We start from the raw sequence: 26,140 nt of genomic DNA, 5'->3' as shown, positions 1-26,140 counted from the left end.
ACAACGCTCGCATATCCCTCAACGGTAAAGAACCAGGCTCAAGACCGGCTCAAGACAAAGACCGGGCCCACGTGCGATCACGTGGACCCGGCCGAGTGGAGCCGCCTGTCGGAATCGAACCGACGACCTGCTCATTACGAGTGAGCCGCTCTGGCCGACTGAGCTAAGGCGGCGAAGCGCGTTCAGTGTAGCTGGCCCGTGGCCGTCACCTGCACGCACCGGGCTCGTTAGTGAATCGGACACAGGTCGGGGAACCCGTGAACATGCTAGGAGGGGCCGGCCGATGCGGGGACGCTTAACCGTCGCCACGGCCTTGCCGCTGGTGGCCGTCGCACTCGCGCTGTCTGCTGCCCCGGCGAGCGCGCAACCGGTCACCACGCCGCTGCCGACGCCAACCAATCGCCACTCCCCACCCATGTCCGCGCCGGCCGCGGCGAAGCAGACCGCGCACGCCGTCGGGGACGCCGGTACCGGGCTCGGCATCGTCCGGATCCTGCCCAACTCCGCCCCCACCAGGACCATCTCCCCCGGCGCGGCCGACAAGCTCCCCAAGCAGTCGGCCGCCGAGCTGGGCTTCGGGCTCGCGACCGCGCAGGCCAACTCCGAGGCCTACCTCTCCTACGAACGAGCCGTCGCCGAGGCCGCGCCGGGTGGGGCCGCCGTGCAGGGCTCCAGCCCGCAGGCCCCGGGCGCCCTCTCGCAGACCGCGCCGCCGAACAACCCGCAGCCCGTGCACAGTGGGCTCGAGCTGCCGTCCACCCCGCTCGACGCGCTGGTCAGCGCTCGCGGGCTCACCGGCCAGGTGCACGCGCAGTGGGACGAGGAGCTCGGCCCGTGCGTGGACACGATCTCGGACGCGTCCACCGAGGTCGGCAGCGTCTCGCTGGTCAACTCGATCCCGACGCTGCCCAGCGTCACCGACCTGTCCGGCGTGTTCGACTCGCCGAAGCTGACCGGCCAGCAGGACAAGGCCGTCGTCGACGGGTTGAAGAAGCTTTCCGGGCCGCTGAGCACGCTCGGTGGCGTGCTGTCCGGCGGCTCGAGCACCAAGTCGGACGGTTCGCTGATCAGCCTGCCGAACACGCTGTCCGCCCACTCGACGGTCCGGCTCGTCGACATTCCGGGCTCGAAGAACAAGGCCGTGCAGTCGACGTCCACGCTGCAGGTCGCCAAGCTGTCGCTGCTCGCCGGCACGCCGTTCGCGATCGAGATCCGCGTGGTGAGCCCGCCGACGCTGCGAGTCACGTCCACGGGCGACGCGAAGACGTCCTCCGTGGACTACACCGCGCCGGTGCTCGAGGTGTGGCAGGGCGGCAGGAAGCTCGGTGGGCTGGACGCGGCGCACCCGAAGCTGGACGTGCCGATCGGCATCCCGCTGCCGGACGTGCCCGCGGCGAAGGACATGCCGGTCATCGGCGGTCTGCTCGCGAACGGCCAGGCGGTGAGCGACCGGCTGCGCAAGCTGGATCTCGGCGTGCTGCGCATCGGCGTGGCGCAGCTGGACGAGCGCAGCGCCGCGATGACCGACCCGTTCAAGGGCTACCAGCTGGGCGCGACCGCGCGGATGCTCGACCTGCAGGTGCTGCCGACCGCGGCGCTGGGCCTGCCGAACCTGCCGTCGGCGCTGGCGCAGGTGTCGCTGGGCGAGCAGGTGGCGCGGGCATACGCCCCGGCGGGCGGCGTCGTGTGCCTGCCCTCGGCCAACCCGTCGCCGCCGCCCGAGCCGAGGCCGCAGGGCATGAAGCCGCCGGGCCACCTGGCGTACACGACGATGGCGTACCAGACGATCCCGATGTTCTGGACAGGCACGGCGATGCTGCTGGTCGGCGTGGTGCTGGTGGCGGCGGTGCCGGGCACCATGCGGCGGCCGCGCGTGTACGCGCCGGTCGGCGTGCGGCCGACGGGTTTGCCGCCGGACGGTGGGCGCGACGACCGGGAGATGGGTGCCGTCGCCGGGCCGGACGCGGAGACCGACACGGAGCCAGACGCTGATGGGGCCGGACGTCCGCCCGAGGCGCAGCCGACTGAGACCGACTTGGACCAAACCGAGGCCGTGGTGGAAGCCGGCAGGGAGCCGGACGCGGACGCCGCAATACCCCTCGATGCCGACGCGCAGCCAGCCGAAGGCGAACCGGAGACGGAGCCGACCGACACCGACCCGGCCACAAAGGAAGCCGACGCGCAGGATGGCACGGACGCCGACAGCACCGTCGAGGCCGAAGCGAAACCAGCCGCGGATGCTCCGAAGTGGACGCCCAAGTTGCCGCTGATGCCGCGGAAGCGACGGGATAGCTGACCGAATCCGGAGGCCGCTGTCGGGGGGCGGCCTCCGGCCCCCGGAATCCAGCGTAGTGGCGATCTCTGACGATTCCGGGCGACGCTTGCGGATCTGTGGACAGGTTCGCGGGTTGTGGACAACCGGCCGGGGGTCCCCCGATTTCCAGACTACCGGTGGGGGCTGACAGAACCAGCCGCGCTGTCCACAGGTCAGCCGTGGTGGAGGGTGGTCAGCATGGCTTCGATCGCGATGCGGGGTTTCACGTTCAGCTCCAAGGCTTCCCGGCACGCCAGCACCGCTTCCAGGCGGCGCAGCGTCGACTCCGGGGGCCACGTGTTCGCGGCCTTGCGGGCCTCCGGCTCCCGGTCGGGGTGGTTCAGGGCCGCCGGCGCCGAACTCGTCACCACGAGCACGTCGCGGTAGAAGCCGGCCAGGTCTACCAACGCCAGATCGATCGCGTCGCGCTGGGTTCGGGTTGCTCTCGACTTCTGGCGGCGCTCCAGTTCCTTGATCGCCGCCGCGCTGCCTCGGGTCGCGGAGGCCGTGCCCTTGCCCGTCCCGCCGTGGCCCATGGCCGTCTTCAGCGCTTCCTTCTCGGCCTCGTCGCGGGCGCCGCTCACCTCGTTCGCGTCCGCTTCGGCCGACTTCACCAGGTCGTCGGCGCAGGTGAACACATCCGACAAGCGGTTGAGGGACAACGGGATCCGCAGCACCGACTCGCGCCGGGACCGGGCCGCCTCGTCGGTGGCCAGGCGGCGGGCGCGGCCCACGTGACCACCGCAGACCGACGCCGCCCAGTCGGCCATCTCGCCGGAGATTCCGTCGCGGGCACGGAGCACCTCGGCGATCGCCGTCGCCGCCGGGGTGCGCAGGCCCAAATGCCGGCACCGCGAGCGGATCGTCACCGGCACGTCGTCCGGATGGTCCGACGGCGCGCACAGCAGGAACACCGTCCGCGCCGGCGGCTCCTCCACCGCTTTCAGCAACGCGTTCGCCGCGCCCTCGGTCAGGCGATCGGCATCCGTGATGATGACGACCTGCCAGCGGGCGCCGGTCGGCCGCCGTGCGGAGATCTGGACCAGCGCGCGCATCTCCGCCACCGAGATCGACAGGCCTTCGGGGACGACGACGTGCACGTCCGCGTGCGTGCCCGCCATCGACGTCCGGCAGCCGGGGCACGTGCCGCACCCGGTGCCCGTCTCGCACTGCAGCGCCGCCGCGAACGCCCGCGCCGCGACCGAGCGGCCCGAGCCGGGCGGACCGGTGAACAGCCACGCGTGCGGCACCGCCGACGCCGAGCCGGTGAACGTGCCGTCCACCATGGACGCCGCCACCTCCGCCGACGCGGTCAGCACGGCGACGGCCTCGGGCTGGCCGACGACCTGGTCCCAGACCGTCACGAGGACTCCCCCGCCGGCACGGCGGCCTCGAGGTTCTGCGGCGGCACCAGGCTCGCCAGCCGCCTGCCGGCCAGCGCGGTCTGTACCGCGAGCCGCACCCGCTCGGCCACCTGGTCGGGCGTGCCGTCCGCGTCCACGACCACGTACCGGTCGGGATCGGCCGACGCCATCTCCGTCAACACACGCTGCACGTGCCAATGATGCTGGGTCGGCTGCGGCGCGCCGTCGCCGGCCAGCGTGCTCGGGTCGCGGTCGAGCAGGATCGTGACGTCCGGGCGCAGCCGCGCGGTCGCCCAGTCGGCCAGGCCCTCGAGCTCGGCCGGGTCGAGGCCGGCCGCCGCGGACAGGTGCGCCAGCGGGCTGTCCACGAACCGCTCCATCACCACGAGCGCGCCGCGTTCCAGTGCCGGGCGGATCTGCCGCTCGACGATGTCCGCCCGCACGGCCGCGGCGACCAGCGCGTGCGCCCGCGCGCCCGCGAGGTGCGCGCCGGTCAGCACGGTCCGCAGGCGCTCGTCGTCGAGGGCCGGGTCGGTCGCCAGCAGTACTTCCTTGGTGCCCGGCCGGCGCAGCCAGTCGGTGAGCATGCGCGCCTGCGTCGACGTGTCCTCGACGACGTCGCCCTCGACCGCGACCAGCAGGCCGGTCGAGCGGCGCGGCTTGCGGCGGATCGCGGCGAGCAGGTCGGCGAGGATCGGCTCGGTGCGGCGGTCGTCCATCTGCCGGTAGGCGATCACGCCGACCAGCGCGGCGAGCAGGCCCGCGCCGAGCAGCACCGGACGGGTGCCGTCGATCGTCATGGGCCTGCCCCAGACGATGACGTTGTGCGGCCTGACCAGACCGACCAGAACCGGCGTCACCGCCATCGTCCCGGCCAGGATGATCTTCATCAGCGACTGGTAGATCGCGTTGATGCGACCGCGGATCGCGTCCTCGATCTGGGTGCCGATGATCGTCACGCCGGTGAGGAACGCCGCGCCCGCGCACGCCCCGACGACCATGACGGTGACCAGCGAGACGGCGAGGTGCGGCGACAGCGCGACGAGGCACAGCACGAGCCCGGCAAGCACGATCGCGATGCCGAACAGCCGGTTGTGCGGCAGCCGCCGGGCGAGCTTGGGCGAGCCGGCCATGCCGGACGCGAGTCCGATGAACATCGCGACGAACAACAGGCCGAACGTGGACTGGCCGCCGCGCAGGCTGTTCGCGTACAGGTTCGCCGAGCCGATGAGCGCGCCCGCCGCCACGAAGGCGCCGAGCATGCCGATGAGCAGGCCGCGGACGAGCGGGGTGGTGCGCACGAACTCGGCGGCGTCGCGGACCATCGCGACGAAGCCGAGCTTCTCCTCGCCGCTGTCCTTGCGAGACAGGCGCGGGGACGGCGTCGAGTCGCGGCGGGACAGCTCGGGAATGCGGGTCGCGACGAGGATCGCGCTCGTCAGGTAGAGCAGGCCGTTGATGACCAGGATGATCTTGGCGATGCCCAGGCCCGACGGGTCCGGCTGGATGTTGAGGTTCGTGGTGATACCGGTGATCGCGGCGTAGAGGCCGGCACCGGTGATCACGGCGATGCCGTAGGTCATCACCATGCCGAGCTGGTTCGCTGTCTCCACCTGGTCCGGCCGGCGCAGCAGGTTCGGCACCGCCGCGTCCTTCGACGGGATCCACAGCATCGCGCAGCAGCCGATGAGGAAGTTCCCGATGAACAGCCACAGCGTGGAGCCGACGACGGCGATCGAGATGAACAGGGCACAGCGCACGACGTCGCAGATCACCATGATCTTGCGGCGGTCGAACCGGTCCGCGAGCAGGCCGCCGAGCGGGGCGAACAGCAGGCCGGGCAGCAGCTGGGTGAGCACGACGCCGGCGAACGCGAAGCTCTGCGCCTGGTATCCCTCGGTGAGCTTGGTGACGAGGCCGGTCAGCGCCAGCAGTGACAGCCAGTCACCAATGCTGCACAAGTAGGTGACGCCCCAGAGCCGGCGGAAGCCGCGGATCGCAAGGACACTGCGGGCACGGTGCGTGATGGACGCGTTCGACCGGGTCGACGCACCTACGCCGACACCCGAGTCGAAGTCCGCGCCCCCGCTGATAACTCCACCCCTTCTCCACGCAGCCCGCAGCTCCAGAGTAGCCCGGACGAGCATGTAAGGACGGTCGGACCGTAGTGGGTGATCGGGTCGTCCTGGAAACGGGGGTGCGGCGTGTCAGTCGAAAACCGCGGCGACCGTGTCGATGAAGCTAGCGAGGAAGACGATCCCGAGCACGGCCATCACCAAGAGTAATCCGATGATGACCGTCACACTTCCGAGGGACGACGAGCCGATGGCCGCCGGCACCTTCGGCCGGCGCCGCATGAACCCGCCCGGTAGCCGGATCGCCCGGGTGTCCTCACCGCGCTTGACGGGCGGCGGCACGCGGTCGGGCGTGCTCGCGCCGCGTGGCGACGGGATGCCCGACGGCGGTGTGACGCGGGTGACCGGCCCGCGGGTCGGCGCCTTGGCGGCCGGTGCGAGCGGCGCCTGAGCCGGTGCCGGCGCGGGCTGACCCGATGCCTGCGTCGGCACCTGGGCGACCGGAACCTGCGCGACGGGTGCGGCCGGAGGGGCCGCGGACGGCGCGGGCGCCGCCGGGGCGGTGGGTGGGGCCGCCGTCGTCTCGCCGGTGGAGTCGGTGAAGAAGTCCGCGGCCGGGCCGATCGAGGCCAGGTCCAGCTCGGAGTTTTCGTCGAGGACCGAGGCCATCGCCTCGCGGACCGCCGAGATGTCCGGCATGGGCGGCTCGGTGACGCGGACGCGCAGCGGCTCTGGCTCGTACCGCGCGCCGGTCACCAGGCCGGCGAGCGGATCGGCCAGCACCGGCGGCGGGACCGGATCGTGGGTGCCGTCGTTCGTCATGCCACTCCCTCGAGAGCTACGGGCTCGTCACTCAACGTCCAGGCTAAGCCCTGCCGCTGGTGCGAGCGAGGTACGCGTGCCGGACCGCGAGGCTGACCCGGACATCGGCGACCAGTGGTTCGAAGAATGACTTGCGGTAGAGCGGATCGGTAGCCGCCGACGCGGTGAAGTACAGCCCGGAGAACGCCGCCAGGAAGATGGACAGCTGCACCAGCGCGTTCGGTACCGGGAGCTGGACGCCGAACAGCGTGCCGGCCTGCTCGTACGCCTCCTCGCCGATCCACGAGACCACGACCGACGGGCTCACCGCGAGCGCGCCCAGGCCGATGAACAGGCAGAACACCAGTACGGCGAGCAGCGCGATCTGCAGCGCCTGCGCGAGGAAGAGCACGAGCATGAGGTTCACCCGCTCGCGGCGGTGGAGCTTCACCTCGTCCGGCCCGTCCTCGACGGCCAGGTCGGCGAGCTTGGCCGGCAGCCCGGGCAGCGACCCTTCGCTCGCCTCGTCGACCATCCGGCCCAGCTCTTCGCGCAGCGTCGCGATCATGAACAGCACCGAGAGCGCCGAGAGGGACGCGACGACGAGCCACAGCTGCGGGCGCGGCAACGCGTCCGCGATCTCCCACATCTCGGTCGAGAAGAACGCGAACAGCACGACCAGCACGAGCAGCGGCAGCGCCTGCGTCGCCATCGCCCCGACCTTGCCGAGCTGCGTGAACGCGAGCCGCGTCGCCCACGCGAGGATCGAGCCGGCGCCCGCGAACACGCCCACGAGCACGAACAGGGTGAGGCCACCGTTGATCGTGAGGTTCAGCCACAGCGGCGAGCGCCAGCCGATCGCCCACTCCACCACCGGCAGGACGAGCAACACCAGCACGAGCAGCGTGCAGGCGAGGACGAGCCGTCCCGTCCGGCCCATCGAGCGCATCCACCGCGAGGCACCCCACCCCGCGACGATCGGGACGACGAGTGCCGCCAGCGTGATGGCGAGGAGGACGAAGACCCACGCCGTGTTGTTCAGCCGCCGGGTCAGCTCGGTCTCGGTGACCGTCAGCTCACGGGCGAGGATCGTCGAGAGCGGGTCGTTGACCAGCAGGAAGGCCAGCGCCGGCGTCGCGCGCCGCAGGATCGCCGAGCCGCGGCGGTCGCGCCGCACGACGAGCGGCAGCCCCCGGCGGCGCAGGGCCGCCTCGAGCCGCGCCCGGTCACTGTCGGGGTCGCGCCCGGCCGCCCGGTCGACCGTGGTCTCGCTCACGCGAGGACCGTAGCGCCTGTCAGGACTTGGACTTGGCCGTGGCGCGCTTGGTGGTCGACTTCGTCGTGGCGCGGCGGCGCTTCGGTGCCGGGCCCTTCGCGCGCTTCTCGGCGAGCAGTTCGGCCGCGCGCTCGTCGGTGAGCGTCTCGACGCTGTCAGCCTTGCGCAGCGACGCGTTGACCTCGCCGTCGGTCACGTACGGGCCGAACCGGCCGTCCTTGACGATCATCGGCTTGCCGGACGCCGGGTCGGCGCCGAGCTCCTTGAGCGGCGGCGCGGACGCGGCGGCCTGGCGGCCCCGGCGCTTGGGCTCGGCGTAGAGCTTGAGCGCCTCGTCGAGGGTGACCGTGAAGATGTCCTCCTCCTTGGCCAGCGACCGGGAGTCGGTGCCCTTCTTCAGGTACGGGCCGTAGCGGCCGTTCTGCGCGGTGATCTCCTCGCCGCTGTTCGGGTCGTTGCCGACCACGCGGGGCAGGGACAGCAGCCGCAGCGCGTCCTCGAGGGAGACCGACTCGACGGCCATCGACTTGAACAGCGACCCGGTGCGCGGCTTGGCCTTCTTCGCCTTCGGGTCCTCCGGCTCGGGCAGGACCTCGGTGACGTACGGCCCGAAGCGGCCCTCCTTGGCCACGATCTCGTGGCCGGTCACCGGGTCTGTGCCGAGCGAGCGGCCCTCGACCGGGGTGGCGAACAGCTTCTCGGCGATCTCGACGGTCAGCTCGTCCGGCGGCAGGTCCTCGGGCAGGTTCGCCCGCTGCGGGTTGCCGCCGGGGTCGGGACCGTCGCCGTCGCGCTCGAGGTAGGGCCCGTACCGGCCGACACGGACGACGATCGTGCGGCCCGCCTCGTCGGTGAACAGCGGGATGGAGTTGATCTCCCGCGCGTCGATGGTGTCCACACCGGACCCGACGAGCTTCTTCAGCCCGCCGGAGCGGCCGACCGAGCCCTCGGCGCCCATCTCGCCGCCGAAGTAGAACCCGGTGAGCCACTCGGTGCGCTCCTGCTCGCCGGCGGCGATGCGGTCGAGCTCGTCCTCCATCGCGGCGGTGAAGTCGTAGTCCACGAGCCGGCCGAAGTGCCGCTCCAGCAGGCCGACCACGGAGAACGCGATCCACGACGGCACGAGCGCGGAGCCCTTCTTCCACACGTAGCCGCGGTCCTGGATCGTGTTGATGATCGACGCGTACGTCGACGGCCGGCCGATGCCGAGCTCCTCGAGCGTCTTGACCAGGCTCGCCTCGGTGTAGCGCGGCGGCGGGCTCGTGGTGTGGCCGTCCGGGGTGAGCTCGGTGGCGGTGACGCCCTGGCCCTTGGTGAGGTGCGGCAGCCTGCGCTCGGCGTCGTCGGCCTCGCCGCCCTCCTCGGAGTCGACGGCCTCGACGTAGGCCCGCAGGAAGCCGGGGAACGTGATCGTGCGGCCGGACGCGGCGAACGTGCACTCCTCGCCGCTCGCGGCGGTGCCGGTGATGCGCACGCTCATCGTGGTGCCGCGCGCGTCGGCCATCTGCGAGGCGACCGTGCGCTGCCAGATCAGCTCGTAGAGGCGGAACTCGTCGGACTCGAGCTCGCCGGCGACCTGGCCGGGGGTGCGGAACACCTCGCCGGCGGGCCGGATCGCCTCGTGCGCCTCCTGGGCGTTCTTGACCTTGCGGTTGTACTGGCGCGGCTGCGGCGAGACGTACGCGTCGCCGTAGAGCTCGCGCGCCTGGGACCGGGCCGCCGCGATCGCCGTCTCGGACAGCGTCGTGGAGTCGGTACGCATGTAGGTGATGTAGCCGTTCTCGTACAGGCGCTGGGCGATGCGCATCGCCCGGTCCGCCGAGAACCGCAGCTTGCGGCCGGCCTCCTGCTGCAGCGTGGAGGTCATGAACGGCGCGTACGGCCGCCGCGTGTAGGGCTTCTCCTCGACGCTGGAGACGGTCAGCGAGGCGCCGGTGAGCGCGTCGGCGAGGCGGCGGGCCTCGGGCTCGTCGAGGCGCAGCACGTTCGCCCCGGCCTTGAGCTCGCCGCCCTGGGTGAAGTCGCGGCCGGTCGCGAGGCGCGTGCCGTCGACGGACAGCAGCCGCGCGCCGAAGTTGCGCGGGTCGGCCTCGGCACCCGCGTCGAGCCTCGCGGAGATGTCCCAGTACGAGGCGGAGACGAACTTCATCCGCTCGCGTTCGCGGTCCACCACGATCCGCGTGGCGACCGACTGCACGCGGCCCGCGGAGAGGTTCCGCATGATCTTCTTCCACAGGACCGGGCTGACCTCGTAGCCGTAGAGCCGGTCGAGGATGCGGCGGGTCTCCTGTGCGTCGACGAGGTCCTGGTCGAGGTCGCGGGTCTGCTCGGCGGCCGCGCGGATGGCGGACTCGGTGATCTCGTGGAACACCATGCGGCGCACCGGCACCTTGGGCTTGAGCGCCTCGATCAGGTGCCAGGCGATCGCCTCGCCCTCGCGGTCGCCGTCCGTCGCGAGGTAGAGCTCGTCGACCGACTTGAGCGCTTCCTTGAGCTCGGTGACCGTGGACTTCTTGTCCGGGGTCACGATGTAGATGGGCTCGAAGCCGTTGTCGACGTTGACGCCGAGGTTGGACCAGGCCTCGCCCTTGTACTTGGCGGGCACCTCCGCCGCCTTGCGCGGCAGGTCCCTGATGTGCCCGCGAGAGGACTCGACGACGAAGTTCCGGCCGAGGTACGAGGCGATCTTGCGCGCCTTGGCCGGTGACTCGACGATCACCAGCCGCCGGGGTTCAGACCCGTTCGTCGCACCGCTCTTCTTCGTCTTGGTCGTTCCTGCCACGCTTGTCCCGCTCTCTTGTCGAGCTCACTCTCAGCTCGACAGTGTGCACGTTGCTCATCGTGATACCTACCCCCAGGTGCCTAGCGGCACACTCCCCGACGGCGGTACGCCCCTATACCTGAGTAGCACGCTCAGGCAGTTCGCCGCACACGGGATACCGCCGGCCAGTGGCTCTCGGCGGCTGCGGACGGTGGCCGACCGACCAGCTCGGCGAGCCGCGCGAGCCGACGGCGGCCGGATATGCGCAGGCCAGGGCCACCGTCCTCGGCATTGTACGGATGGGCCGGCAGACCACACGCGGTGACCACCCCGGCGAGCGTCTCGTGCGTGTCCGGCGCGGCCGGGTCGAGCCGCAGGAGGTAGCTGCCGTCGGTCCACTCGCCGGCGGCGAGCACCCAGAGCCGCAATGCGGCGCCACCGAGGGTGACTCCCGGCGGGCACGTCTTCTCCGTGCCGGCGGTCCACGCGGCGGCGAGCGCGGTCAGGTCGCGGCGGAACGCGGTACGCAGGAGCAGCCCGTCCCCGCTCGTGTAGAGGGTCGCGTCGACGCCGCGGTCGGCGAGCGCGCGGCGGAGGGCCTGGCCGCGCCAGGCCTCCGGGACGGGCACCGAGAGGCGCGCGGTGACCCCGCCGAAGCTCACCAGCCGGCCGGGCCCGCAGAGCAGCCCGGCGATGTCGCCGCGGGCCGGCGGGTTGGCGTCGGCGGAGTAGAACGACAGCTGGGCCACCCGGGAGAGGATAGAACACCAGTTCGATCCTTGGGAACAGAAACGGGCCCACCACGAGACTCTCCGTGGTGGGCCCGTTCTCTGCGGGTCGAGCTATTCGATCACTGCGCGCCGTTCTTGACCGGCGTCTCCTTGTCCGACGAGTCCGCCGGGTTGTCGGAGATCGCCGTGCCGCGCCGCTTGGCCACGAAGATCGCGCCGGCGACGAGCAGCGCCGCGAGGACCGCGAAGGTGATCCGCAGGCCGGCGTTGGCGTCCTCACCGACCGACAGCGTCACGATCGCGGGCGCGATCAGCAGCGAGACCAGGTTCATCACCTTGATCAGCGGGTTGATCGCCGGGCCGGCGGTGTCCTTGAACGGGTCGCCGACCGTGTCACCGATGACCGTGGCCGCGTGGGCCTCGGAGCCCTTGCCGCCGTGGTGGCCGTCCTCGACCAGCTTCTTGGCGTTGTCCCAGGCGCCACCGGAGTTGGCCAGGAACACCGCCATCAGCGTGCCGGTCGCGATGGCGCCGGCGAGGTAGCCGGCCAGCGGGCCGACGCCGAGGCCGAAGCCGACGGCGATCGGGGCGAGCACGGCCATCAGGCCCGGCGTGGCGAGCTCCCGCAGCGAGTCGCGGGTGCAGATGTCCACGACGCGGCCGTACTCCGGGCGGACGGTGCCGTCCATGATTCCGGGGTTGTCGTGGAACTGGCGGCGCACCTCGAACACGACCGCACCCGCGGCGCGGGACACGGCGTTGATCGCGAGGCCGGAGAACATGAACACGACCGAGGCGCCGATCAGGATGCCGACGAGCACCTTGGGGCTGAACACGATGAAGTCGTCGAGGTTCAGGTTGGCCTTGGCCTCGGCGAGCGCGTCGGTGATCGCGGTCAGGTACGAGCCGAACAGCGCGGTCGCCGCTAGTACGGCGGTCGCGATCGCGATGCCCTTGGTGATCGCCTTGGTGGTGTTGCCCACCGCGTCGAGCTCGGTCAGGATCGCCGCGCCCTCGCCCTCGACGTCGCCGGACATCTCGGCGATGCCCTGGGCGTTGTCGGAAACCGGGCCGAACGTGTCCATCGCGACGATGACGCCGACCGTGGTCAGCAGGCCGCAGCCGGCGAGCGCGATCGCGAACAGCGACACGAACAGCGAGCCGGACAGCAGGAACGCGCCGTAGACGGCCGCGCCGATGACGATCGCCGTGTAGACCGCTGACTCGAAGCCGACCGAGATGCCGGAGAGGATCACGGTGGCGGCCCCGGTCAGCGAGGTCCGGCCGGTGTCCTTGACCGGCTTGTGCTCGGTGCCGGTGAAGTAGCCGGTGAGCCACAGGATGATGCCGGCCAGAACGATGCCGATGATCACGGCCACGGCCGCGATGAGCGCCGGGCTGCCGCTGACGTCGGCCGTGGCCGAGTCGGTCAGGTCGGCGAACGAGGTCGGCAGGAAGATGAACGCCGCGGCGGTGCACAGGATCGCGGAGATCAGCGCGGAGATGTAGAACGACCGGTTGATCGCGGTCAGGCCGCTCTCGCCGGCGCGGGCGCGGGTGATGTAGACGCCGATGACCGCCGTGATGACGCCGAGGGCGGGGACGATCAGCGGGAACAGCAGGCCCTGCGCGCCGAACGCGGTGGAGCCGAGGATCAGCGCGGCGACGAGGGTCACGGCGTAGGACTCGAACAGGTCCGCGGCCATGCCCGCGCAGTCGCCGACGTTGTCGCCGACGTTGTCGGCGATGGTGGCGGCGTTGCGCGGGTCGTCCTCGGGGATGTTCTGCTCGACCTTGCCGACCAGGTCGGCGCCGACGTCCGCGGCCTTGGTGAAGATGCCGCCGCCGACACGCATGAACATGGCGATCAGCGCGGCGCCGAAGCCGAAGCCCTCGAGCACCTTGGGCGCGTCGCCCGCGTAGGCGAGCACGACGATCGAGGCGCCGAACAGGCCGAGCCCGACGGTGGACATGCCGACCACGCCGCCGGTGCGGAACGCGACCCGCATCGCGATCTCGCGGCCGGACGGCTCGCGGGACGCGGCCGCGACACGCAGGTTCGCCTGCGTGGCCAGCCACATGCCGAGGTAGCCGATCGAGAACGAGAAGGCCGCGCCGATCACGAAGAACACCGACCGGCCGATCAGCTCGGCGGCGCCGTCCGCGGGGAGCGCGAAGAGCAGCGCGAACACGACGACGCCGAAGATCAGCAGCGTGTTCCGCTGCCGCTTGAGGTATGCGTTTGCGCCTTCCTGCACCGCTTTGGCGATGTCCTGCATCTTCGAAGTGCCCTGGCCGGCGCCGAGCACCTCCCTGAGCAGCTTGTAGCCAACGGCGAGGGCAGCGAGAGCGACAATGGCCACCACGACGACCACGCCGCGCTCACCGCCGGTCAGCGGCGGGCCTTCCGCCAGGTACTGCGGGGACATCGGTCCTCCAGGTACTTCTGCCTGATGTCGGCGCGCTACCGGACGGCCTGACCGGGCCGAGGTCGTCCCTGCGCGGGACGTACTGCGCCACCAGGTATTGATGGGACGTCGGCGGAGTCTATTGGTTGTACTTGCACGCCCCGCGAGGCATCCCGCCAACAGGCCTTTCGACCTACTTTCGGCCCCCACGCGTGATCGGTCCAGGGAATCGATCCAGCACGGTCGTCCACAACCCGCATGCCTGTCCACAGAGGCCCCCGACCAGCCGTTTTCGTCGGTCCTCACCGGAAGAATGGATGACGGGGGTGCCCCCGGAGAGGGTCAGGGTCGGCAAAGTCGATCACCCTGAATGTGGGCGGGCACGGCCTCGTCGGCCATGTGATCGCTGAGATCCCATGATCATGTGAGAGAGCCGTGCCCGCTGTGGAATCCCGCCTGATCCCTGCTGCGTTCGACCGGTCGACCCCGATAGCCGGTGCGGACACGCCGACGTCGTCGCCGGCTCCCGGCACGGCCCACTGCCGGTCCGCTGGATCTACCTGCACGTCCCCCGCGAGCTCGCCCAGCACCAGCAGGCCCGCGGACATCCTCCGGGAGCAGTTGCTCGCCGCGCGCCGTGACGGTCGCGCGGGCAGTGTCGGTGGGATGTGCGAAGCTCGTCGGCGTGAGTACTTCGGTGGGTGCGCGGCCCGCCGCCGAGCGTGGCCGCGGGCTGCTCGACCGGGTGCTCGCCGGCGTGCCGACGGGCGAGAACCCGTTGCGGCACGTGCGTGAGCTGCCCGAACGCGCGGCGTCGCCGGTGCCGTGGCCGGACTGGGTGCCGGGCTCGCTGCGGGATGCGTTCGCGCGGTGCGGGGTCGAGTCGCCGTGGGCGCACCAGGTCGAGGCCGCGACGCACGCACGCGAGGGCCGGCACGTGGTTATCGCCACGGGGACGGCGTCCGGGAAGTCGCTCGCCTACCAGGCACCCGTGCTGTCGGCGCTCTGCGCGGACCGGCGGGCGACCGCGCTGTACCTGTCGCCGACGAAGGCGCTCGGGGCGGACCAGCTGCGCTCGGTCGGGTCGCTGGACGTGCCGGAGGTGCGCGCGGCGAGCTTCGACGGGGACACGCCGCTGCCGGAGCGGGACTGGGTGCGTGCGCACTCGCGGTGGGTGTTCACGAACCCGGACATGCTGCATCGCGGGATCCTGCCGGCGCACGCGAAGTGGGCGCATTTCTTCCGGCGGCTGGCGTTCGTGGTGGTGGACGAGTGCCACGGGTACCGCGGGGTGTTCGGCTCGCATGTGGCGCTGCTGCTGCGCCGGCTGCGGCGGGTGGCGCGCAAGTACGGGTCGGACCCGGTGTTCGTGCTGGCGTCGGCGACGGTGTCGGACCCGGCGTCGTCTGCGTCGTTGCTGGCGGGGGTGCCGTGCGAGGCGGTGACCGCGGACGCCTCGCCGCAGGGCGCGCGGACGGTCGCGCTGTGGGAGCCGCCGCTGCTGGAGGCCCTCGAGGGCGAGAACGGCGCGCCGGTGCGGCGGTCGGCGGGCGCGGAGACGGCGCGGATCCTGACGGACCTGGTGGTGGAGGGCGCGCGGACGCTGGCGTTCGTCCGCTCGCGGCGGGGCGCGGAGCTGACCGCGCTGTCGGCCCGGCACGCGCTGTCCGAAGTGGACTCCTCGTTGCCGCGGCGGGTGGCTGCCTACCGGGCGGGGTTCCTGCCCGAGGAGCGGCGGGCGCTGGAGAAGGACCTGGCCTCGGGGTCGCTGCTCGGTGTGGCGAGCACGAACGCGCTCGAGCTCGGCGTGGACATCGCGGGCCTGGACGCGGTGGTCGTCGCCGGGTATCCGGGCACGCTGGCATCGTTCTGGCAGCAGGCCGGGCGCGCGGGACGCGCTGGGGACGGAGCGCTGGTCGTGTTCGTGGCGCAGGACAACCCGCTGGACACGTACCTGGTGCACAACCCGTCGGCGATGCTGGACAAGCCGGTCGAGGCGACGGTGATCGACCCGGCGAACCCGTACGTGCTCGCCCCGCAGCTGGCGTGCGCGGCGGCGGAGATGCCGCTGACCGACGCGTGCCTGTCGTCGCTCGGTGGGCAGTCGGCGCGGCGGGTAGTGGAGGACCTGGTGGCGGACGGCGTGCTGCGCCGCCGGCCGACGGGCTGGTTCTGGACGTCCCGGGAGCGCCCGCACGCGTCGGTCGACATCCGCGGGTCGGGCGGCGAGCAGGTCGCGGTGGTGGAGTCGGACTCGGGGCGGCTGCTGGGCACGGTGAACCCGGGCTCGGCGTGCGCGACCGTGCATCCGGGGGCGGTGTACCTGCATCAGGGCACGTCGTACGTGGTGGACGAGCTGGACCTGGAGGCCGGGCTGGCGATGGTGCACCGGGAGGACCCGGAGTGGTCGACGACGCCGCGCGAGCAGGTCGACATCTCGGTGCTGTCGACGGAGTCGCACCGGGCGTTCGGCGGAGTGACCGTGAACCTTGGTGAGGTCGCGGTGACGTCGCACGTGGTCGGCTACCTGCGGCGACTGCCGTCGGGGCAGGTGCTGGACCAGGTCCCGCTGGACCTGCCGAAGCAGACGCTCCACACGCGGGCGGTCTGGTACACGCTGACCGAGGACCTGCTGGCGGAGGCCGGTGTGGCACACCGCGAGGTGCCGGGTGCGCTGCACGCGGCCGAACACGCGGCGATCGGCTTGCTACCGCTGTTCGCGTCGTGCGACCGGTGGGACATCGGCGGCGTGTCGACGGCCATGCACCCCGACACGGGCGAGGCGACGGTCTTCGTCCACGACGGCCACCCGGGCGGCGCGGGCTTCGCGGACCGCGGCCATGCGGCGCTTGTCGAGTGGCTGACGGCGACCCGGGACGCGATCGCGGCGTGTGAGTGCCCGTCGGGATGCCCGTCGTGCGTGCAGTCCCCGAAGTGCGGCAACGGAAACGAGCCCCTCGACAAGACCGCGGCTGTCGCGGTGCTGGACGCGGTGGTCCGCGTGGTGGGCTCGTCGAAGGGCGAGGACTCCGCGGCCTGACTCGGCGCCGTCGTTGATCGTCTCTCCACTGTGGATCATGTCAGACGCGGGGCCCCCCGCTTTCCACATTACTGGCGCACACCGACACTTTCGGCGATCTTCAAGCCACCTGTGGACAACTCCGGCCACTGTGGACAACCCTGACAACCATTGGCGGCGAACGCATTCCTCGCCCAGCACTGGCTGCGAATTCGGTTTCGCGGCCGGGGCGTGAGTTGTCCACAGGCAAGATCCGTTAGCGGCCGGAATTGTCGGAGCTCGCCGGTAGCGTTGATCTCGGGGGACCCAACTTCAGCGTCGTCGACAAGTCGTGTCCAACGTCGTGGAATACGCCATCATCAACAAAAAGGCAGCGCGTCGGGGGCGGAGATTCCGCACCCCGACGCGCTGCATGCCGCCAGACGCGTGGAGTTTTCTACTACCGCGCGGGTCGGTGCACGGTCAGTGTTCGGACTTCGGCGGGGCGTCCGTCGATCGCGGAGGTCACGGGGAGGCGGGTACCTCCGCATGCGACGGCCATCCCTGGGGCCAGGTTCTCGCCGAGTGTCCGATGCTGACCGCGCCGCGGGAGATGTACTCCTGCAAGCGCCTGACATGCTGCCCGTCCACTGGGCGGCCACCTGGTTGCGGGAGCGGTGCCGAACTGCTGGACGGGTTGGCTGCGGTGGAACGGCATTTCTGCGGAACGCCCACCGCTAGCGTGCCGGAAGGGTGCTTCCGGCGAAGCGTGCTGGTTCACGGGTACTGCTGAGCGCATCCCACTCAATCCCCTTATGGCTTCAGTCCGCGGTGACGAGCCCGGACCGCGCGTGGCTCGCGCCCGCGGTCAGCGCGTCGACGAGGGCGTCCTGCACGGTGCTCGACTCCGGCATCTGCCAGCCGTTCACCTCGGGGCGCACCCGCCAGTGCACGACACCGTGCTGCAGCGGGGTCGGCGGCAGCGGCACGTAGCTGCCGGCCGCGTGCAGGATCACGTCGCCGTGCTCGGCGAGCGGTCGCACGAGCTCGTGGCCGGCGTTGACCAGGAACGTCCACCGGTCGTCGGGCGTCGCCATGATCGGCACGGGGAGGCCGATGCTGCGCAGCACGCGGGCGGCACCGCGGCCCAGGTGGCCGGGAACCTCGATGGCGTCCAGCTGCACGCCGGTCGCCAGCAGCAGGCTGTAGGGCCGGCCGGTCCACCACGTGGCGACCTGCTCCGGCTCGGTGCCGATCCGGTCCTGCCAGTCCGGGTGGACGGGGCATGGCCCGGTGTGTTCCTCGCCCTCACGGCCCGCCCACTGCGAGCCAGCCGGATAGGAGCCCGGCAGCACCGGCCACCCGCGCCACGCGAGGCCGATGGCCTGTGCGCGCAGCTCGACGCGGAAGGCCCTGCGCCAGCTATCCGACCAATCCATTTCCAACATCTCGGGTGCTTGCCTCCTTGTAATTCGGGCGCTCGCTTCCGGCGAGGTGCCCTACGCCACTTAACGACATGTTCACCGGCAGAAGAAACTTGCAGTCGACAACTGGTCGTTGTGGCACGGTGAACGAGTAACGAGATAGGCACGACCGAAGCCCGGTGACCGGGTCGGACGACAGCTCATCGTCTCTGCGCTGCCGCTTACCGTCCGAAGACGACCGTTCGGCCTCCGTGGCCACGCTCACCGGCCGGTCCGGCCCGTGCGCGGGCTTCGGCCGGACCGAATCCGGCGAGCGCGCCGGGCGGCTTCGCGACGATCTCCACCCGTGCGTCGGCGCCATCCAGGCGGCAACTGCGCATCTCCACACTCATGTGATCGGTGACCCACCGCGCCTTTCCGCAGGCCAAACGCTCGCCCTCGGTGACGGCGCCGGCCGCGGCCAGTGCCGCGAGGTCGGCCGCGCTGGCGGCTCGATGCCTGGTAGCGGCAGCCGCGCCCAGCCACACGACGAGCACGGTGACGGACATCAGAGCGGCGATGGCGCCGGCCGTCCACATTGTCGCCGAACCGCGGTCGGCGGCACGCGCCGTTCGTTGCTTAGTCACGAACTGTCCTCGACGACACCGGGCTCGGCGATCGCATAGGCGGCGCCGTGCAGCTGGAGGCCGGGTAGCAGGCCGTTGACCGGTCTCGCCCGGACGTCCACCTGGATGGTGTCTGCCTGGATCTTTATCGCGACGTCCGCGCTGCTCGGGGCGATCTGTTCGGCGGCGGCGCGGGCACGGTCGGGTTCGCCGCGGGCGACCAGGCGGGCCGCCTCCCGGGCGGCGTCGATGCATCTCAGCTGATCGATCGCTGCCGAGATCGCCGCAAGTGCGAGGGCGAGCACCGCGATGAAGGCGCCCAGCGCGATGGCCGCCTCGACGGTAACCGCGCCCGAGTCCCGTTCGGGTTTTCGGCGACCGGGCCTGGTCGGGGACATCAGAGCTTCACCGTGAGTGCGCGCCTGACGATCGAGGTGATCGCGTTGAGCACGTCGTCGCCGGTCACGATGCCGTAGAGCACGACCGCGAGAGCTGCGGCCGCGATCAGTCCGACGCAGTACTCGACGGTGCTCATGCCTTCGTCGCCGAGCAGGAAGTCGCGGCGGGGACGAATTCGCAGCGGGGTCGGGCGGGGAAACATCGGTCAGTCTCCTTATTTCGGTGGATGGTCAGATGGCGAGCTGAGCGGCAAGACCGGCCACGACGGGCGCGATGCCGAGGCAGATGAACGCGGGTAAGAAGCAGACACCGAGCGGCGCGGCGATGAGGACGCCCGCGCGCTGCGCCCGTGCCTCGGCGGCGTCGCCAGCCGAGTCACGCACCACCGCGGCGATGCCGGCGACGACGTCGGCGAGAGCCGTCCCGGAGCGGGCAGTGTGCCGGGCGCCGCGAGCCAGGGCCGCGGTCTGCGGGCAGGCCATGGCCGGAGCCCAGGCGTCGACCGGGTCGGCGCCCATGGCCAGCAGGTCGGCGGTCGCCCGGAGGGCACGTCCGGCGTCGTCGGGCAGGTCGTCCGAGATGGCGGTTACCGCGGCCGGAACTGGGAGTCCGGCGCGCAGGCACGCGGCGAGGAGATCCCATGTCGCCGCGAGGCCGAGCGGGTCCGGCTTCGCTTGCCTCTTGTCTGTAACGCGGCGGATGAACCACCAAGTCGCGGCCGCCGTCGCGGCGCCCGCCACTGCGCCCGCCGGGAGGCCGACCACCGCCGCGGTGAGGACGCCGGTGGACGCGGCGAGCGCGAGTCGTTGTGCCTTCGGACCCGGGCGCCGGTGGTTCCGCTTTCCGCCGAGGCGGGCCAGGCGGGTGCGGGACACGGCGGCGCGGGACCAGAGGAGGATCGCGGCGGCGAGGAGCAAGGGGCTCGTCGGGTTCATTCGGGCACCACCTGACTGGTGAGGCGGCCGCACCAGGCGACCCCCGCGCAGAGGAGCGCGACGCCGAGGGCGAGCAGGAGCTGGCCGGAGCCGGTGAGCATGCGCAGCGGGTGGGCGCCGATCGCCTCGCCCAGGGCCACGCCGAGCGCGGGCAGGAAGGCGAGGACGGTCGCGCTCGTGCGTGGGCCCGCCATGCGGGCGAGAACCTGGCGGGAGAAGCGGACTCGCTGCTCGAGGTCACGGCCGACGGCGTCCAGGATGTCGGCGAGCGGTAGGCCGTGTCGCTGGGCGAGGGTCCAGGCTCGCGATACGCGGGTCAAACCGATCGCGATGGTGTGCTGGGCGGTTGTGCTGAGGGCGAGGCGCACGTCGCCGTCGAGTCGCGCGGCGGCGGCGATGGCACGCATGGATGCGGCTGCCTCGGGGCGTGCGTCGGCCGCGGCGGAGTCGGCGGCGTCGGCCGGATGTGCGCCTGCCCGCAACCCGGCGACGAGCGAGCGGATGGCTTCGGCGAGACCGTCGACCGCCGCCAGCGAGCGGTTGAGGGCTCCCCTCGCTCGCCACCGACCTGTCGCCGTGACGGTGGCGATGAGTGCGGCGATCGCGCCGCCCGGCCCGGCGACCAGCCAGCCGGCGGCGGTCGCGGTGGCTGCGAGGGTGACGGAGCTGGGGCGCGGCGGCCGGATCCGGCGGGTGCGTTCGCCGGTCAGGTCGCGCAGGCGCCTGGTCGCGGGGGCGGACGGCCACGCCAGTATTGCGGCGGCACAGCACAGAACGCTCAACCCGTCGGCTCCGACCGCCTGGCTGGGCAGGTCAAGGAATCGTCGAAAGGCGGGTGCGGCCGGCCACCCTGGTGCTGCGGAGTACATGAGGCTCAACATGGGGGCTCCACTCCCCTCGGCTTGAGTAGGGCGCCCAGGGCTTCGTTGGTTGCGGGCGCCACGTGCACGCCGCTGTGGGTGCGGGTTAGGACGCCGATCTCGTCGAGGTGGCGGGTGCCGTCCGGGTGGCGGCGCATGTGCAGGACGACCTGGAATGCGGCGGCCAGTTGGCTGTGGAGCGCTTCGCGGGTCAGGCCGCCCAGTGCGGCCAGGGCTTCCATGCGGGCGGGGAGTTCGGCGGGCGAGTTGGCGTGAACCGTGCCGGCGCCGCCGTCGTGGCCGGTGTTGAGGGCGGTCAGGAGGTCGCAGACCTCCGCGCCGCGGACCTCGCCGACGACTATTCGGTCGGGACGCATGCGTAGGCCCTGGCGGACGAGGTCGGCCAGTGTGACCTCGCCCGCGCCCTCGACGTTCGGTGGGCGGGCTATGAGACGAACGAACTGCGGATGGTCGGGCTGGAGCTCGCCGGCGTCTTCGACCGTGATGATCCGTTCGCTGTGGTCGACGCGGCCGAGTAGTGCGCTGAGCAACGAGGTCTTGCCGGCACCGGTGCCGCCGGTGACCACGAACGCGAGGCGGGCGTCGACGATTGCCTCGAGGATGTCGTGGGTGCGCTTGTCGAAAGTGCCCAGCTCGCGCAGGGAGTCCAGGTCGTGGCCGGCACGGCGGAGGACGCGGAGCGAGAGGCACGTGCCGTCGGGGGCGATCGGCGGGAGGACGGCATGGAGACGGACGCGGCCGAGTGCGCCGGCGGGTAGCCAGGCATCGACGAACGGCTGGGCGTCGTCGAGGCGCCGGCCGCAGATGAGGGCGAGCCGCTGCGCGAGGCGGCGGACGGCGTCCTCGTCGGGGAAGGTGACGTCCGTGCGCCGGAGGCCGCCATCGCCGTCGAGCCAGACCTGGTCGGGGCCGGTGACGAGGACGTCGGTGGTGCCGGGGGCGCGGAGCAGTGGGTCGAGTGGGCCGGCGCCGACGAACTCCTGACGCATGAGCCGGAGCGCTTCGAGGACGTCCGCGTCGCCCACGACGCCGCCGGCCTCCTCACGAACGGCGCGAGCGACTTCCGCGGAGGTGATCTCGAGGCCACTACTGGCGAGGCGGCTCCGGACGCGGTCGACCAGATCGGTGGGGACGCTCATGCCGATCCCCGCCGCGGCTCGGCCAGCCAGAACTCGAAGTCCCGCCAGCAATCGCGGACGAGTCGAGGGACCTCCGCCGAGGTGATCTCGACGCTACGACTGTCGAGACGACTCCGCGACCGGTCGGCGATCCTCGCCGCGGCTCGGCCGGCCGACACATCGCTGAGGTCTGTTGGGGCACTTGACGCGGATGACCTCGAGGCTCTCCGATTCCCCTCTGGTTGGGGTGATCGCGAGTCGCATGTGGACAAGATCCAGCTACGCGTGATCTCGGCTTCGTGACTGCGGTTTCGCATGTGGACGGTAACGGCTTGGTGGGTCATGAGGCTGCTCGAAGATCTGTTGGGATGTGTTGAGCTGCGCAGGGTTCGCAGACCAGCGGGGCGTTCGGGTACGTCGGGCATGGTTGGGTTGAGGCTGGGCATCGGTTCTTCGGCACAGTTGCGGGTCGGGCTTGTTGTGGTTGTGGGACAACGCTGAAGCGGCTTTGGCGGCGCATCACGCGGCTCGCAGGTGGCGGGTCGATCGCAGTGGTTGGGCGGCCAGGGCGGCCAGCGTTGTCCTTGCCGCGATTGCGAGTGGACCTCTGGGGCGCGGGCTGAAGTCGCCGCGGTCGAGGGTTGGGGCCAGATTCGGTTCTGGACGCATGGACGTCAGCAAGGGCAGGTTCACCGCCTTTGCCACCTCGTCCGGGTGCAGAAAACCCGGGGCTGGGCCGCGGACTACCAGGTGTGCCTTGGCTCCCAGATCTGACAGGCGCTCCGCGAGGAGCTTCGCCGATACGCAGGCTCGGACCTCGCCGGGGACGACTATCACTGTCAGGTCTGCTCGGGTCAGCGCCGCTTGCGCAGCGGGGTCCAGCGCGCGTGGCAGGTCGCAGATCACGGTCTCGCCGGCGCGCCGGCCGGCTTCCAGGACGGCCGCCACTGCGTCGGGGGCAGGCGCTTTGCCTTTGCGGGCACCGGAAAGCACCGTCAGGCGCGTTGTTCCCCTTGTGCGGCTCGGCAGGGCGTCGTGAAGGCTCGATGCGGCCACGCGGCCGGCACGTAGGTGCATGTCCGGCCATCTCAGGCCTTGCTCGGATTCCGCGCCCAGTACCAGATCCAGGCCGCCGCCCAGCGGGTCGCAGTCGATCAGCAGGGCGCTTTGGTTCATGCGCAGGGCGGTCAGGCCGAGGGCGGCCACGAAGACGGACGCGCCCGCGCCGCCTCGGCCGCCTACCACGGCCACGGCTCTTCCCGTTGTGGGAGCGGGCGCTTCCGTCGCGTCGGCCAGGGCGCTTACCAGCCATGACTCGGCGCCGGGAAGCTCGATCACCCGTTCGGCGCCTATCTCGACCGCGCGTTCCCACAGGCCCTTCGGCGCCGGTTCGGTGCTCACCAGGACCACGGCGTCGCGACGGGGCAGGCCTGCTCGCTCGCACGCCTGTGCACCCGCGGCGTCCAGCAGGACCAGCGGCGCCGTCGACCAGCGCAGGCGTGCGGCGGCCGCGTCTGGCACGCATTCGAGATCGCAGCCGGCGGCGGCCGCCAGCTTCAGCACGTCGTCGAGCAGGTCCTCGTCCTCGACGAAGGCCACCGGGCGGTTCGAGTCCACCATGCCCCCCTTTGAGCTGGTCGTGTCACGACGGCCGGCGGGTGCCTGGCCGCGTAATCACGATCGGCCGGGATCGCCGGGACGACAACGCACCAAGATCGACATGTGGACAAGCGCGCGAGTTGTGGACAACTCGAGAGACGCCCGGAGAAAGGGACGACCCCCGCCAGGGGGGAGGGACGGGGGTCGTCGATGGTTCAGCTCCGGGGGGTCGAGCTGAACCCATCCGGCACAAAGCCGGACAACACCCACTGTATCCCGTTGGTTCCGCGTCTTGGTTGCAACTTGCTTGAACGGGTGCGGCAGGTTGATGACAAGGCCGCAACGGTCAGGTCCACTACCTATGCTGACCTCGTGACCCAGCCCGATGACAGGTCCGCCGCCGCGTTCTTCGACCTCGACAAGACCGTCATCGCAAAGTCGAGCACGCTGGCCTTCAGCCGCCCCTTCTTCCGCAGCGGCCTGATCAACCGCCGCGCCGTGTTGAAGGGCGCGTACGCCCAGTTCGTCTTCGCCGCGTCCGGCGCGGACGCCGACCAGGTCGAGCGGATCCGCGCGCACCTCGCCGCGCTCTGCACCGGCTGGGACGTCGCGCAGGTCCGCGCCATCGTCGAGGAGACGCTGCACGACATCGTCGACCCGCTCGTGTACGCCGAGGCCGCGGAACTCATCGCCGCGCACAAGGCAGAGGGCGACGACGTCGTGATCGTGTCCGCCTCCGGAGCCGAGGTCGTCACACCGATCGCGGAGATGATCGGTGCCACGCACAGCATCGGTACCCGCATGGTCGAGGCCGCCGGCCGCTACACCGGCGAGATCGACTTCTACTGCTACGGCGAGAACAAGGCCGCCGCGATCAAGGAGCTCGCCGCCGAACGCGGCTACGACCTCGCCGCCTGCCACGCCTACTCCGACTCGATCACCGACCTGCCCATGCTGGAGGCCGTCGGCCACCCCACGGTTGTCAACCCGGACAAGGGATTGCGCGCGCTCGCGGCCGAACGCGGCTGGCCCGTGCTCCAGTTCAGCAAGCCCGTGTCGTTGCGTTCGCGGTTCCAGCCGCCGTCCGGAACAGCCACGGCGGTCGCCGCGATCGGCCTCGGCGCGATCGCGACCGCGGGCGCCACGTGGTACGGGATCCACCGCCGGCGGAAACGGTAACCAACCTCCACCCGCATGGCGGTACCGAGTCCGAAGCACACCGCTTATGAGCTGGGGAAAGAGCCTGCAGAATACGCTCACGACGAGTGTTCGTCGACACCTGTACGGCTCTGTAACGGTGCACCGGATTGTGGCCTTGAAGTGACCTCCATCACTGGGTAGAAAGGACATGCGGACCCCCGATCGGCCAGGGTCGAAGCGGAAGAGAAGCTCCGGCCACCCCGGTGGGGCTCCGTGCACAGAACACCGGGCACCCACGCGCAGCCAGCCGCGGGAGGCATGTCGTCAAGGGACTGCGTACCGGGACGCCGGACGCCGAGGCCAGGTAGGTACGACACAGTTGCACGCTTGGTAACCCGAGCGTTCTGTGCGGGCGATTTGGGCGATCCCGCCCACGGCAACGTGGGCCGGGATCGCCCTTTTACTGCCCCGCGGACGGGACCACACATTGCCCCGAACGCGCCCTTGCCGGTCCAACGTGGACGTGGGTAACTTACCTCTGCTGCTAGCTATCGGTTAAGAGGTTACGGAGTGACCCTGCTGGCCGGCCAGGGAGGCCGTGGTGCCCATGTCTCGTTCATTAGCCCGTCGCAGTCTGTCCGTCGCGATCGCCGTGGTCGCGAGCTCGGCGATGGTTAGCGGGGTGAGTCAGGCCGAAGTGCCCGGCGAATCCCGGACCTCGCAACAGAAGGACGCCCTGCTCGCCCAGGCGCAGGCGCAACTGCGCGGCATGTCGCTCGACCAGAAGATCGCCCAGCTGTTCGTCATCTCCGTGTGGGGCCAGTCCGCCGACGAGGCGCACCCAACCAACCGGCAGAACTACGGCGTCGACACGCCCGCGCAGGTGATCGAGAAGTACGGCGTCGGCGGCGTCATCTACTTCAACAACTCCACCACCGACAACGTCGACGGGCCCAAGCAGCTCGCCGCGTTCTCCAACGGCCTGCAGCGGGCCGCGGTGAGGTACAACACCCACATCCCGCTGGAGATCGCGATCGACCAGGAGGGTGGCAACGTCACCCGGCTGGAGTCGCCCGCGACCGAGTACCCCGCGAACATGGCCGTCGGCGCCGGCCGCAGCACCGCCGACGCCAAGGCACTCGCCACGATCAACGCCACCGAGCTGCGCGCGATGGGCGTCAACGAGAACTTCGCCCCGGTCGCGGACGTCAACTCCAACCCGCTGAACCCGGTCATCGGCGCGCGCAGCTTCTCGTCGAGCCCCGACCTCACGTCGAGCCTCGTCACCGCCGAGATCGACGGCTACCAGCA

19 protein-coding genes and 1 tRNA gene are annotated in these 26,140 nt (G+C 71.2%); 4 read left to right on the top strand and 16 right to left on the bottom strand.

All coding sequences use genetic code 11. From position 1 onward, the window contains the following. Nucleotides 1–96: 96 nt before the first annotated feature. Nucleotides 97–173 (bottom strand) — tRNA-Thr (locus VH969_RS21055). 110 nt (nucleotides 174–283) lie between these two features. Between VH969_RS21055 and VH969_RS21050 the strand changes: the two genes are divergently transcribed. Beyond that, entirely contained in the window at nucleotides 284–2,296 is a 2,013-nt protein-coding gene (locus VH969_RS21050) for a hypothetical protein (RefSeq protein WP_331976815.1), read from the top strand. Nucleotides 2,297–2,487: 191 nt separating this feature from the next. Here the strand turns inward: VH969_RS21050 and VH969_RS21045 are convergent, their stop codons facing one another. The 7 genes from VH969_RS21045 to VH969_RS21015 form a co-directional block, all read right to left on the bottom strand. Beyond that, a complete protein-coding gene (locus tag VH969_RS21045) occupies nucleotides 2,488–3,678 on the bottom strand; it encodes a DNA polymerase III subunit delta' (RefSeq protein ID WP_331976813.1) in 1,191 nt (396 codons plus the stop codon). Continuing rightward, entirely contained in the window at nucleotides 3,675–5,825 is a 2,151-nt protein-coding gene (locus VH969_RS21040; RefSeq protein WP_414638588.1) for a bifunctional MFS transporter/dTMP kinase, read from the bottom strand. The genes VH969_RS21045 and VH969_RS21040 overlap by 4 nt, the downstream gene beginning before the upstream one ends. Nucleotides 5,826–5,885: 60 nt before the next feature. Then, nucleotides 5,886–6,575, bottom strand: coding sequence for a hypothetical protein (locus tag VH969_RS21035; RefSeq protein WP_331976811.1), 690 nt, complete (start codon nucleotides 6,573–6,575; stop codon nucleotides 5,886–5,888). Nucleotides 6,576–6,618: 43 nt separating this feature from the next. Further along, a complete protein-coding gene (locus VH969_RS21030; RefSeq protein ID WP_331976809.1) occupies nucleotides 6,619–7,830 on the bottom strand; it encodes a hypothetical protein in 1,212 nt (403 codons plus the stop codon). Nucleotides 7,831–7,849: 19 nt separating this feature from the next. Continuing rightward, nucleotides 7,850–10,612 (bottom strand): type I DNA topoisomerase, encoded by a 2,763-nt coding sequence (gene topA / locus VH969_RS21025; RefSeq protein ID WP_331976807.1) that lies wholly within the window; start codon nucleotides 10,610–10,612, stop codon nucleotides 7,850–7,852. Between the two features lie 131 nt (nucleotides 10,613–10,743). Then, a complete protein-coding gene (locus VH969_RS21020) occupies nucleotides 10,744–11,340 on the bottom strand; it encodes a hypothetical protein (RefSeq protein ID WP_331976805.1) in 597 nt (198 codons plus the stop codon). Nucleotides 11,341–11,441: 101 nt separating this feature from the next. Next, on the bottom strand, nucleotides 11,442–13,751 hold the full coding sequence (locus VH969_RS21015) for a sodium-translocating pyrophosphatase (RefSeq protein WP_331976803.1): 2,310 nt from the start codon (nucleotides 13,749–13,751) through the stop codon (nucleotides 11,442–11,444). Nucleotides 13,752–14,415: 664 nt separating this feature from the next. On the opposite strand from VH969_RS21015, the gene sftH reads away from it, so the two are divergent. Beyond that, nucleotides 14,416–16,770: a DNA 3'-5' helicase SftH gene (gene sftH, locus VH969_RS21010; protein ID WP_331976801.1), complete on the top strand. Its 2,355-nt coding sequence runs from the start codon at nucleotides 14,416–14,418 to the stop codon at nucleotides 16,768–16,770. A 779-nt stretch (nucleotides 16,771–17,549) separates the two neighbouring features. On the opposite strand, the gene VH969_RS21005 is transcribed toward sftH, so the two are convergent. The 8 genes from VH969_RS21005 to ssd form a co-directional block, all read right to left on the bottom strand. Further along, nucleotides 17,550–18,176, bottom strand: coding sequence for a bifunctional DNA primase/polymerase (locus VH969_RS21005; RefSeq protein ID WP_331976799.1), 627 nt, complete (start codon nucleotides 18,174–18,176; stop codon nucleotides 17,550–17,552). Between the two features lie 197 nt (nucleotides 18,177–18,373). Then, nucleotides 18,374–18,778 carry an Rv3654c family TadE-like protein gene (locus VH969_RS21000; RefSeq protein ID WP_331976797.1) on the bottom strand — a complete coding sequence of 135 codons (405 nt, stop codon included), beginning with the start codon at nucleotides 18,776–18,778 and terminating at the stop codon, nucleotides 18,374–18,376. Beyond that, nucleotides 18,775–19,155: a TadE family type IV pilus minor pilin gene (locus VH969_RS20995; protein ID WP_331976795.1), complete on the bottom strand. Its 381-nt coding sequence runs from the start codon at nucleotides 19,153–19,155 to the stop codon at nucleotides 18,775–18,777. Before VH969_RS20995 ends, VH969_RS21000 begins: the two co-directional genes overlap by 4 nt. Further along, the gene (locus VH969_RS20990; RefSeq protein ID WP_331976793.1) at nucleotides 19,155–19,358 is read right to left on the bottom strand and encodes a DUF4244 domain-containing protein; all 204 of its coding nucleotides are present in this window, start codon (nucleotides 19,356–19,358) and stop codon (nucleotides 19,155–19,157) included. Before VH969_RS20990 ends, VH969_RS20995 begins: the two co-directional genes overlap by 1 nt. 28 nt (nucleotides 19,359–19,386) lie before the next feature. Then, complete coding sequence (locus VH969_RS20985) at nucleotides 19,387–20,091, bottom strand: type II secretion system F family protein (RefSeq protein WP_331976791.1); 705 nt, start codon at nucleotides 20,089–20,091, stop codon at nucleotides 19,387–19,389. Beyond that, nucleotides 20,088–20,873: a type II secretion system F family protein gene (locus VH969_RS20980; protein WP_331976789.1), complete on the bottom strand. Its 786-nt coding sequence runs from the start codon at nucleotides 20,871–20,873 to the stop codon at nucleotides 20,088–20,090. Before VH969_RS20980 ends, VH969_RS20985 begins: the two co-directional genes overlap by 4 nt. Before the next feature lie 92 nt (nucleotides 20,874–20,965). Next, complete coding sequence (locus tag VH969_RS20975) at nucleotides 20,966–22,111, bottom strand: TadA family conjugal transfer-associated ATPase (protein ID WP_331976787.1); 1,146 nt, start codon at nucleotides 22,109–22,111, stop codon at nucleotides 20,966–20,968. Between the two features lie 498 nt (nucleotides 22,112–22,609). Beyond that, the gene (gene ssd / locus VH969_RS20970) at nucleotides 22,610–23,710 is read right to left on the bottom strand and encodes a septum site-determining protein Ssd (protein ID WP_331976785.1); all 1,101 of its coding nucleotides are present in this window, start codon (nucleotides 23,708–23,710) and stop codon (nucleotides 22,610–22,612) included. A gap of 351 nt (nucleotides 23,711–24,061) precedes the next feature. Between ssd and VH969_RS20965 the strand changes: the two genes are divergently transcribed. Continuing rightward, entirely contained in the window at nucleotides 24,062–24,868 is an 807-nt protein-coding gene (locus VH969_RS20965; protein WP_331976783.1) for an HAD-IB family hydrolase, read from the top strand. A gap of 643 nt (nucleotides 24,869–25,511) precedes the next feature. Continuing rightward, a partial coding sequence (locus tag VH969_RS20960; protein ID WP_331976781.1) for a glycoside hydrolase family 3 N-terminal domain-containing protein occupies nucleotides 25,512–26,140 on the top strand: 629 nt, incomplete at its 3' end.

This window comes from Actinophytocola sp. (genome assembly GCF_036555685.1).
Classification (GTDB): Bacteria; Actinomycetota; Actinomycetes; order Mycobacteriales; family Pseudonocardiaceae; genus Actinophytocola.
This window is presented reverse-complemented; position numbering and strand designations above follow the sequence as displayed.